Source organism: Vibrio olivae (assembly GCF_042428525.1).
GTDB lineage: Bacteria > Pseudomonadota > Gammaproteobacteria > Enterobacterales > Vibrionaceae > Vibrio > Vibrio olivae.
In genome coordinates this window covers 86,031-95,013 of the sequence record NZ_JBHMEP010000011.1, presented here as the reverse complement: position 1 = coordinate 95,013, position 8,983 = coordinate 86,031, and the positions used below count along the sequence as shown (strand labels likewise).

Below are 8,983 nucleotides of genomic sequence, written 5' to 3'. Positions count from 1 at the left end.
ACTTTCGCAAATTTTCTTTTTTTAGAAGTCTTACCCTCTAAGACATTGGCTGAAGCCTTGTGGCGTCTGCCGTGTCAGTGAGGGCGCATTATAGGGATATCTCTAAGTAGCGCAAGGCTTTTTTCAAAAAAAATTGAAAAACATGGCTTTTCGTTGATTATCTGTACAAAAGCATAAAAAAAGAGGACTTTTTGTCCTCTTTTTACCCAGTAACTACTTTATATAAAGGCGTAAGCATCACCAAATAAACGGTCGTTACGCGCTTGCTTATGTTGAGTGAAAAGATCTCTTGCCGCACCCGCCATATCAAAACGACCTGCAATGTAGATGTCATAGCCTTCCAAGGATTCAAAGTCAGCACTGACCGCCTCAAGGACATTACCTACTTTGCCTTGCCAATTCTCAGGGCTATGCTCAACAACCGGAATGAAATGGAAATGTGGGTATTGCTCAGCAATCGCCATCAACTCTTGTTTAGCATAAAGCTGCACTTCATCACGAGCCCCCCAATAAAGGTAGATAGGATTCTCAAGTTGCTGAGCGATACAGTGATCCAGAATCGAGCGAACATAGCTAAACCCTGTTCCACCCGCGATTAACAGTAGAGGTCGTTGGCTATCTTCTTTAACCCATGCCTCACCGTGTGGCGCATCAATCGCAATGTCACTATTATTTTCCAATGCACTTTTCATTGCTTCGACAACTTCGATCGCATAGGCGTTATGCTCAGCAGCCCCAATATGCAGTTCTAGTTCACCTTGGTGACGGTTCGGGCTGCTGGCAATTGAAAATGGGCGTTTGTCTTTTTCTCCCATTACAACCATCAAATACTGTCCAGCTTTAAAGTCGATTGGAGACTCTGGATGGAGAAGAATCTGATAGGTGTTGCTGGCTAAAGGCTGAATCGACTTTACTTTACATTGAATCGTCATGTTATTCCTCTTACTTACTCTTCAAAAGTAAGTACTAATTTACTTTTGGCAAAGGCTTGGCAAGCAAATATCCAACCTTGCTGTTGTTCTTTCTCTGTGAGCATAGGCTCAAGTTGGTAACTCACCTCGCCTTCTAGTTTTCGGCACAAACAAGCTGCACAAGCGCCGACACGGCAACGATGTGGAAAACGAATATGTTGGTTGAGCGCTGCTTCCAATACCGTTTGACCATCAGCCACCTCAAATTGAATGTTTTGTGGCAACAGTGTGACTTGATAACTCATAAAATATTGAGCTGTTCCCAGATTGCATCGACTTTGGAAACCACTTTAGGGTCTTTGTGAATAGGAATTCCCCATTCGCGTTGCACTTCTCCTGGAAATTTCTTTGTTGCGTCTAGTCCCAATTTCGAAGCGCAACCATGCTGAGCTGGAATACGCACAGTATCACGGGATGGATCCATGCGCGTAGTAATGGCCCATATAATATCTTTCCAATCATGAGCGTTCACATCATCATCACACACTACCACATACTTCACATCACTGTACTGAGCCAAAAACGACCAAGCGTGTTCCAATAACGTTTGCGACTCACCCGCAGCCTTTTTATGCATCGTAATAACGACAAATCGACTATTGCTACTTGGAGCAACTAACATATCAATCACACTAGAATGTTGTTGTTTGAATAACGTGATTTCGGCATCCGTCAGTGATTGGCTGTGATGAGGTGTCATTACTGGGCTCATCGCGACTTCCGCTTCCCATTTTGTGGTCGCATCGATCCCCATTTTTGAACCGAGCCCAACCACAGGCGAAGCAAAATCCAAGGAATCAATCGGTGTGTTCTCTATCATTAAGGCATCGCCAACCGGATCGGTGTTATCGGTTATTGCTTGAATCACTTCTTCCCAGTTGCGAGCATCAACACTTTGGTCACAAACAATGACATATTTGGTATACATAAACTGGCGAAGAAATGACCAACAGCCCATCATCACCCGTTTAGCATGGCCAGGGTATTGCTTTTTCATCGTAACGACAGCCATACGATAAGAGCAGCCTTCCGGTGGAAGGTAAAAATCTTGAATCTCGGGGAACTGCTTTTGCAATATCGGCACAAAGACTTCATTCAAGGCAACACCGAGAACCGCAGGTTCATCAGGTGGACGACCAGTGTAGGTACTGTGATAAATAGGGTTATCGCGCATCGTGATGTGGGTAATCGTGAACACGCGATGGCGCTCTTTCTCGTTGTAATACCCCGTGTGGTCACCATAAGGCCCCTCGTCGGCAAACTCATTCGGGTCAATATAACCTTCCAACACGATTTCCGCGCTAGCTGGGACCTCTAAATCATTGCTGATCGATTTGACCACTTCACTTTTACTGCCCCGTAATAAACCAGCAAAGGCATATTCTGATAATGAATCTGGCACCGGAGTGACAGCACCAAGAATAGTTGCAGGATCGGCCCCAAAGGCCACAGAGACCGGAAAGGGTTTATCCGGATGGGTTTCCATCCAATCTTGTAAATCAAGTGCACCACCTCGATGGGCTAACCAGCGCATAATGATTTTATTCTTGCCGAGTTTTTGCTGACGATATATACCAAGATTCTGGCGTTTTTTATTGGGGCCTCGAGTCACCGTTAACCCCCAAGTCATTAGCGGTGCGATATCCTCTGCCCAACAGCTCATGACAGGAATCTTATCGAGGTCGACACCCTCTCCTGTTAGGACCACTTGCTGGCAAGGGGCATTACGCACACGCTTTGCGGGCATATTTAGTACTTGCTTAAATACCGGGAGTTTATCCAGCGCATCTTTAAACCCTTTAGGCGGCTCCGGCTCTTTAAGGTAGGCAAGTAATTTACCGACTTCACGTAATTCTTTGACGTCTTGTCGCCCCATGCCAAGCGCCACACGTTCAGGTGTACCGAATAAATTGGTTAATACAGGGATGTCATAACCGATAGGGTTTTCAAATAACAACGCAGGACCGCCCGCTCGCAAGGTACGATCGCTGATTTCGACCATTTCATAATCGGGATCAACGGGATGAGCAATGCGCTTTAACAATCCAAGCTGTTCAAGGCGGTCAGTAAACTCGCGTAGGTCCTTAAAACTCATAGGCCTTCTATTGGCTGGTTAAACTGCAGGCAGTATATCAAAAAGCGTCACCAATCGATCCCACTTTTTATTTGTGGTTTTCATTCGGTTAACGATTGGCTGATCACACTAAGCAGGGCGCGGCTATTGACGTCTGAATTACTGTCGGCCAACTCCCTGAGCCAAGAATGATAACCTTGGCTGGCCAACTGCTGGGCCACGTAGGTGGCATCACCTGCGGTTGACATCCGTGCGACCAAAAATTGCTTTACTGGCTCCGTCATTGGTTTTATCCCGGTCAATGCTTTTAGCGCTGATTCTTTTAAACTCGGGTTATTGGTTGCTTGCATAACCTGCTGCAATGAAAAAGTATCGCCAACTCGAGCTAAACGCTCCATTTCGTTAAGAATGGTTTGATCGGCACGCATCCGCCATAAAATCGCATATACCTGAGCATCTTCACTGACCTGGGCTAAACGCACCATGACTTGCGAAGAAGGTAGCCAGCTGGTGACCGCCTGCTTAGTAAATTGTTCACTCAAGTATTGAATCGCACTGGCGGAAAGACTATCAAGTTCACTGATAAACAGAGCTTCCCGTGCTTGCACCTGATAAGCCGAGCCTGATAACCAATCTTTTAATCTGAGTTCATGACGTTCTGCCGCCAACTTAAAACCTAAGCTAGATTGGTCTTGATGCCAACGTTTTAAAATTCGACTGGCAATGGATGGGTAATTAAACGCAGGAACAGAAAACTCGTAGCCATCACCACGCTCGAGCACATGATATGTCGGAGCCATGGCTTGCTGCTCTTCAACAAACATCGCCATTTTGGGCGTTAAATAGATTTCTTGCTGATCGATTTTTCGTAACAGAAGATAGCGGGCAATTTCCTGCTGGGGTAATGCAAGTCGCTCGATAGCAAATTTCAGGCTATCGATTTCATCTTCGATAACATATTGAAGAAGTTGAGCGACTTTATCTTGAAGTTGTTGATCCTGAAGCCACTGCTTCACTTCTTGTGACTGCATTTCTGCAGCGTTAGCCTGCGGTGCCGCTCCTAGCACCAACATCATCGACAGGAGAAGCGAAGACAACATTCCTTGTTGCATATTAACCTCCTTGTAACATTGCACCTATTTTGGGCACTGTTTGCCGATAATGCAAACAAAAACGCCACCAGAGTGTGGTGGCGCTTCAAATATTCGTCTGAGCGAGGTGTTTTTACTGACGGCGCATTGCGTCAAAGAACTCATCGTTAGTTTTGGTCATCGCCAATTTATCAATGAGGAATTCCATTGCGTCGATCTCACCCATTGGATGGACAATCTTACGCAGAATCCACATTTTCTGCAGCTCATCGTTTTTCGTCAGTAGCTCTTCACGACGAGTACCACTACGGTTGAAATCAATGGCTGGGAAAACACGTTTTTCAGCAATCTTACGATTCAGGTGCAATTCCATGTTACCTGTACCTTTGAACTCTTCGTAGATGACTTCATCCATCTTAGAACCGGTATCCACAAGTGCTGTTGCGATGATAGTCAGGCTACCGCCTTCTTCTACGTTACGAGCTGCACCGAAGAAACGCTTAGGACGATGTAGCGCGTTGGCATCCACACCACCAGTCAGTACTTTACCTGATGAAGGAACGACAGTGTTGTATGCGCGAGCCAAACGAGTGATCGAGTCCAAAAGGATAACCACGTCTTTCTTGTGTTCAACGAGACGCTTGGCTTTTTCAATCACCATTTCTGCAACTTGCACGTGGCGTGATGCTGGCTCATCAAATGTTGAGGCAACCACTTCACCCTTAACTAGACGCTGCATTTCGGTCACTTCTTCTGGACGCTCATCAATCAGCAAAACCATCAACTCACACTCAGGGTGGTTGTAAGCAATGCTTTGCGCGATGTTTTGCAGCAACATGGTTTTACCCGCTTTTGGCGGCGCCACGATCAGACCACGTTGACCCTTACCAATTGGTGAGGCCAAATCCAGTACGCGTGCGGTAATATCTTCGGTTGAACCATTACCACGTTCCATCACCATACGTTCGTTGGCGTGCAGCGGCGTTAAGTTTTCGAAGAGAATTTTATTGCGGGCGTTGTCAGGTTTGTCGTGGTTAACAGTATTGACTTTAAGGAGGGCAAAATAGCGTTCACCATCTTTCGGTGGGCGAATCTTACCAGCAATCGAATCACCTGTGCGTAGGTTGAAACGACGAATCTGACTCGGAGAGACATAGATATCGTCAGGACCTGCCAAATAAGAGCTGTCGGCACTACGTAAGAAACCAAAGCCGTCTTGTAGAATTTCCAGAACCCCGTCGCCAAAAATATCTTCACCGCTCTTCGCGTGCGCTTTCAGGATCGAGAAGATGATATCTTGTTTTCTCAAACGAGCCAGATTTTCAAGGCCTAAGCTTTCGCCAAGTTTGACAAGCTCAGACACAGGTCTGTTCTTCAATTCAGTTAGATTCATTGTGGAGGATACTTGTTTAGTCAAAATAGGATCTGTTTTCTAGTTAAGATGGATTTGGTCACAGGATCGACCAAGAAGAGGGTTCTTGTTTATTTAACGTGCGATAAACTATCACTAAATAAAAGACTAGTCTAGATTTTGTTAAGAGACAAAAGTAAAACCGCGCGTCTTGATACACGCACGGTTTTACAATTGAGACATTATAGGTTGGCGTCTAGAAACTCTTTAAGTTGAGTTTTTGATAGTGCGCCAACTTTTGTTGCCGCGACACCGCCATCTTTGAACAACAGCAGCGTTGGGATACCACGAATACCAAATTTTGGCGGAGTACCTGCGTTCTGGTCGATATTCAGTTTACCGATAGTGAGTTTGCCTGCGTACTCTTCGGCGATTTCATCAAGAATAGGCGCGATCATCTTACAAGGACCACACCACTCTGCCCAAAAATCAACCAGAACCGGGCCTGCAGCATTGATAACGTCGTTGTCAAAGCCATCGTCGGTCAGCTGCAAAATATTATCACTCATCTTCCACTCCAATGTACATTTTTTGAACTGGTTTAATGGTAACCAGCAAATAGATGCCCTATTGGAATGTATTTACTTTCGTATTGCAAGCTTAAGCTGATATTCTATAGCGATGAAAAAGACGCATATCACAGAGCAAAAGTTCGCCGACTTCGCGCTAAACGCGCAAGTTATTGAAGGATTGAATAAAAAAGGGTTCGAGTATTGTACCCCTATTCAAGCTAAGGCGTTGCCGGTTCTGCTCACCGGCCGAGACATTGCAGGCCAGGCCCAAACCGGGACTGGTAAAACCATCGCGTTTCTTGCTGCTACATTCCATCATTTATTGACCACACCTGAACATGAAGGTCGCAAGCCGACTCAGCCACGGGCCATCATTATGGCACCAACGCGTGAGCTGGCAATTCAGATTTACAACGATGCAGAATCATTAATTGCTTCTACGGGTCTAAAAGCGGCACTGGCTTATGGCGGTGAAAGCTACGATAAACAGCTAAATAAAATTCAACAAGGTGTCGATATTCTCATCGGTACAACAGGGCGCATCATTGATTTTTATAAACAAAATGCGTTCAACTTGAATAATATTCAAGCTGTGGTTCTCGATGAAGCGGACCGTATGTTTGATCTTGGCTTTATTAAAGACATTCGATTTTTATTCCGTCGCATGCCTGAATCCAAAGATCGCCTAAACATGCTATTCTCTGCGACGCTTTCGTACCGAGTTCAAGAGTTGGCTTTTGAGCATATGAACGAACCGGAACACGTGGTGGTTGAACCAGAACAAAAAACGGGTCACCGCATTACCGAAGAGCTTTTCTACCCTTCTAATGAAGACAAAATGTCACTTTTGCAAACTCTGGTTGAAGAAGAGTGGCCTGATCGCGCGATCATTTTCGCGAATACCAAACAGCAATGTGAATTGGTGTGGGGTCACCTAGCCGCAGACCAACACCGTGTCGGACTCCTGACTGGCGACGTACCACAGAAGAAACGTGAAAAAATTCTTGAGCAATTTACCCAAGGTGAAGTCGACATTTTGGTTGCGACCGATGTGGCAGCACGTGGCCTACACATACCGCAAGTGACGCATGTGTTTAACTACGACCTTCCTGACGATTGTGAAGACTATGTTCACCGCATTGGTCGTACTGGTCGTGCTGGCGAAAGTGGTTTCTCCATCAGCTTTGCGTGTGAACGTTATGCGATTAACTTGCCACCAATCGAAGAGTATATTGAGCACTCGATTCCCGTTTCGGATTATGACCCAAGCGCCCTATTAAGAGATTTACCCGCGCCTCAACGTTTCCGTAGTGGTAACCAACAGCGCCGCACAAATACTGGTGGTTCGCGCTCAAATAACAACAAACGTCAGTCACAACGTCGTTCACGTCCACCTCGTAAGCCACAACAGAAAAAGGATTCTTAAGTCGTCTATGAGTCAAGCTGTCACTTCTCCGCTCTATGCTGCCATCGACCTTGGGTCGAACAGTTTTCATATGCTCGTTGTGCGTCATATTGATGGCAGTATTCAGACCATGGCAAAAATCAAACGTAAAGTGCGTTTGGCCGCTGGTCTTGATGAAAACAATGCTCTCAGCCAAGAAGCCATGCAGCGAGGTTGGGATTGCTTGAGTTTATTTGCGGAGCGTCTGCAAGACATTCCCAAAGACAACATTCGAATCGTCGGTACTGCAACTCTGCGTACCGCGACCAATGTGGACGAATTTCTGAGTAAGGCAAAGCACATTCTGGGTTACTCAGTTGAGGTTATCTCTGGCGAAGAAGAGGCGGCCACCATCTATAAGGGAGTGGCGCACACGTCAGGAGGAAGCGGGCGTCGCTTGGTCGTTGATATTGGCGGCGCCAGTACCGAACTGATTATCGGTGAAGGCTTTGATGCCAAAGCGCTGACTAGCCTAAAAATGGGCTGTGTCACTTGGCTTGAGCGTCATTTTAAAGACCGCCAATTAAATGCTCATAACTTTAATCAAGCGATTCAAGCCGCGAAACAAACTCTGCAACCGATGTTGCAGCAGTACACGCAAATCGGTTGGGATGTTTGTGTTGGCGCCAGTGGTACCGTGCAGGCATTGCAAGAGATCATGCTCGCTCAAGGTATGGATGAGGTAATAACCCACGCCAAACTTAAGCGGCTTCAACAGCAAGCCATGCGCGCTGATCACTTAGAAGAGCTGGAAATTGAAGGCTTGACTCTCGAACGCGCGCTGGTGTTTCCAAGCGGGCTCTCGATTTTAATCGCCATTTTTGAGTTACTGAATATTGATTCAATGACATTAGCCGGTGGCGCACTCCGTGAGGGATTGTTGTATGAAATGGTCGATGAGCTGCGCCAAGATGATATTCGCGCACGTACCATCGACAGTGTACAAACACGCTATCAGTTGGATTCTGAATACGGTGAACAAGTCGCCTTATTAGCTAAGCAATTATTAGCCGATTGCGGTGGCGACGAGTGGGTTGAAGAGCCTCAAGGCGAAGCACTGCTTGTAGCAGCGGCAAAACTGCATGAAATCGGCCTAACCATCGATTTCAAAAAAGGCGGTGAACACAGTGCCTACCTATTGCAGCATTTGGATCTTCCTGGTTTTACTCGCGCTCAGAAGCATTTTCTTGCTGAGCTGACTCGGCGTTATCGCGAACACCTCACGTCGCTGCCAGAACAATATGCCATGTCAGGGACAAGCGCCAAACGTTTGTTACGAGTACTACGTCTGGCAGTTCTGTTAACACACCGTCGCACACCGGAATTAGAGCCTCAAATTGCGTTGGATGCTCAAGGCGATAAATTAACGCTGCACATTGACCCTAACTGGCTGACAGAAAACCCATTAACCGCCGCAGAGCTTGAAATCGAGGCGCATCGTCAAACCGACATTGGCTGGCCGCTGGTCATCAATGCATAA

The 8,983-nt window shown here is 46.3% G+C and carries 8 protein-coding genes; 2 read left to right on the top strand and 6 right to left on the bottom strand.

Annotated features, from left to right (window positions below; all coding sequences use genetic code 11):
• Positions 1–218 precede the first annotated feature (218 nt).
• From fre to trxA, 6 genes are all read right to left on the bottom strand, one after another.
• Positions 219–932, bottom strand: coding sequence for an NAD(P)H-flavin reductase (gene fre / locus ACFFUV_RS20640; RefSeq protein WP_390196855.1), 714 nt, complete (start codon positions 930–932; stop codon positions 219–221).
• Positions 933–946: 14 nt separating this feature from the next.
• The gene (locus ACFFUV_RS20635; RefSeq protein ID WP_390196852.1) at positions 947–1,216 is read right to left on the bottom strand and encodes a 2Fe-2S iron-sulfur cluster-binding protein; all 270 of its coding nucleotides are present in this window, start codon (positions 1,214–1,216) and stop codon (positions 947–949) included.
• Positions 1,213–3,066: a 4-hydroxy-3-polyprenylbenzoate decarboxylase gene (gene ubiD, locus ACFFUV_RS20630; protein WP_390196850.1), complete on the bottom strand. Its 1,854-nt coding sequence runs from the start codon at positions 3,064–3,066 to the stop codon at positions 1,213–1,215. The genes ACFFUV_RS20635 and ubiD overlap by 4 nt, the downstream gene beginning before the upstream one ends.
• An 80-nt stretch (positions 3,067–3,146) precedes the next feature.
• A complete protein-coding gene (locus ACFFUV_RS20625; RefSeq protein ID WP_390196848.1) occupies positions 3,147–4,157 on the bottom strand; it encodes a hypothetical protein in 1,011 nt (336 codons plus the stop codon).
• A 112-nt stretch (positions 4,158–4,269) separates the two neighbouring features.
• Positions 4,270–5,529, bottom strand: a complete 1,260-nt coding sequence (rho, locus tag ACFFUV_RS20620) for a transcription termination factor Rho (RefSeq protein WP_390196846.1) — start codon at positions 5,527–5,529, stop codon at positions 4,270–4,272.
• 200 nt (positions 5,530–5,729) lie between these two features.
• Complete coding sequence (gene trxA / locus ACFFUV_RS20615; RefSeq protein ID WP_093275912.1) at positions 5,730–6,056, bottom strand: thioredoxin TrxA; 327 nt, start codon at positions 6,054–6,056, stop codon at positions 5,730–5,732.
• Positions 6,057–6,168: 112 nt separating this feature from the next.
• Here trxA and rhlB point away from each other — a divergent pair, with 112 nt between their 5' ends.
• On the top strand, positions 6,169–7,485 hold the full coding sequence (rhlB, locus tag ACFFUV_RS20610) for an ATP-dependent RNA helicase RhlB (RefSeq protein ID WP_390196843.1): 1,317 nt from the start codon (positions 6,169–6,171) through the stop codon (positions 7,483–7,485).
• A gap of 7 nt (positions 7,486–7,492) precedes the next feature.
• The gene (gppA, locus tag ACFFUV_RS20605) at positions 7,493–8,983 is read left to right on the top strand and encodes a guanosine-5'-triphosphate,3'-diphosphate diphosphatase (protein WP_390196840.1); all 1,491 of its coding nucleotides are present in this window, start codon (positions 7,493–7,495) and stop codon (positions 8,981–8,983) included.

Excerpts from the sequence above, each read along its gene's own strand:
- ACFFUV_RS20635 (WP_390196852.1), bottom strand. The coding sequence starts at position 1,216 with ATGAGTTATCAAGTCACACTGTTGCCACAAAACATTCAATTTGAGGTG.
- fre (WP_390196855.1), bottom strand. The coding sequence starts at position 932 with ATGACGATTCAATGTAAAGTAAAGTCGATTCAGCCTTTAGCCAGCAAC.
- trxA (WP_093275912.1), bottom strand. The coding sequence starts at position 6,056 with ATGAGTGATAATATTTTGCAGCTGACCGACGATGGCTTTGACAACGAC.
- gppA (WP_390196840.1), top strand. The coding sequence starts at position 7,493 with ATGAGTCAAGCTGTCACTTCTCCGCTCTATGCTGCCATCGACCTTGGG.
- ubiD (WP_390196850.1), bottom strand. The coding sequence starts at position 3,066 with ATGAGTTTTAAGGACCTACGCGAGTTTACTGACCGCCTTGAACAGCTT.
- rhlB (WP_390196843.1), top strand. The coding sequence starts at position 6,169 with ATGAAAAAGACGCATATCACAGAGCAAAAGTTCGCCGACTTCGCGCTA.
- rho (WP_390196846.1), bottom strand. The coding sequence starts at position 5,529 with ATGAATCTAACTGAATTGAAGAACAGACCTGTGTCTGAGCTTGTCAAA.
- ACFFUV_RS20625 (WP_390196848.1), bottom strand. The coding sequence starts at position 4,157 with ATGCAACAAGGAATGTTGTCTTCGCTTCTCCTGTCGATGATGTTGGTG.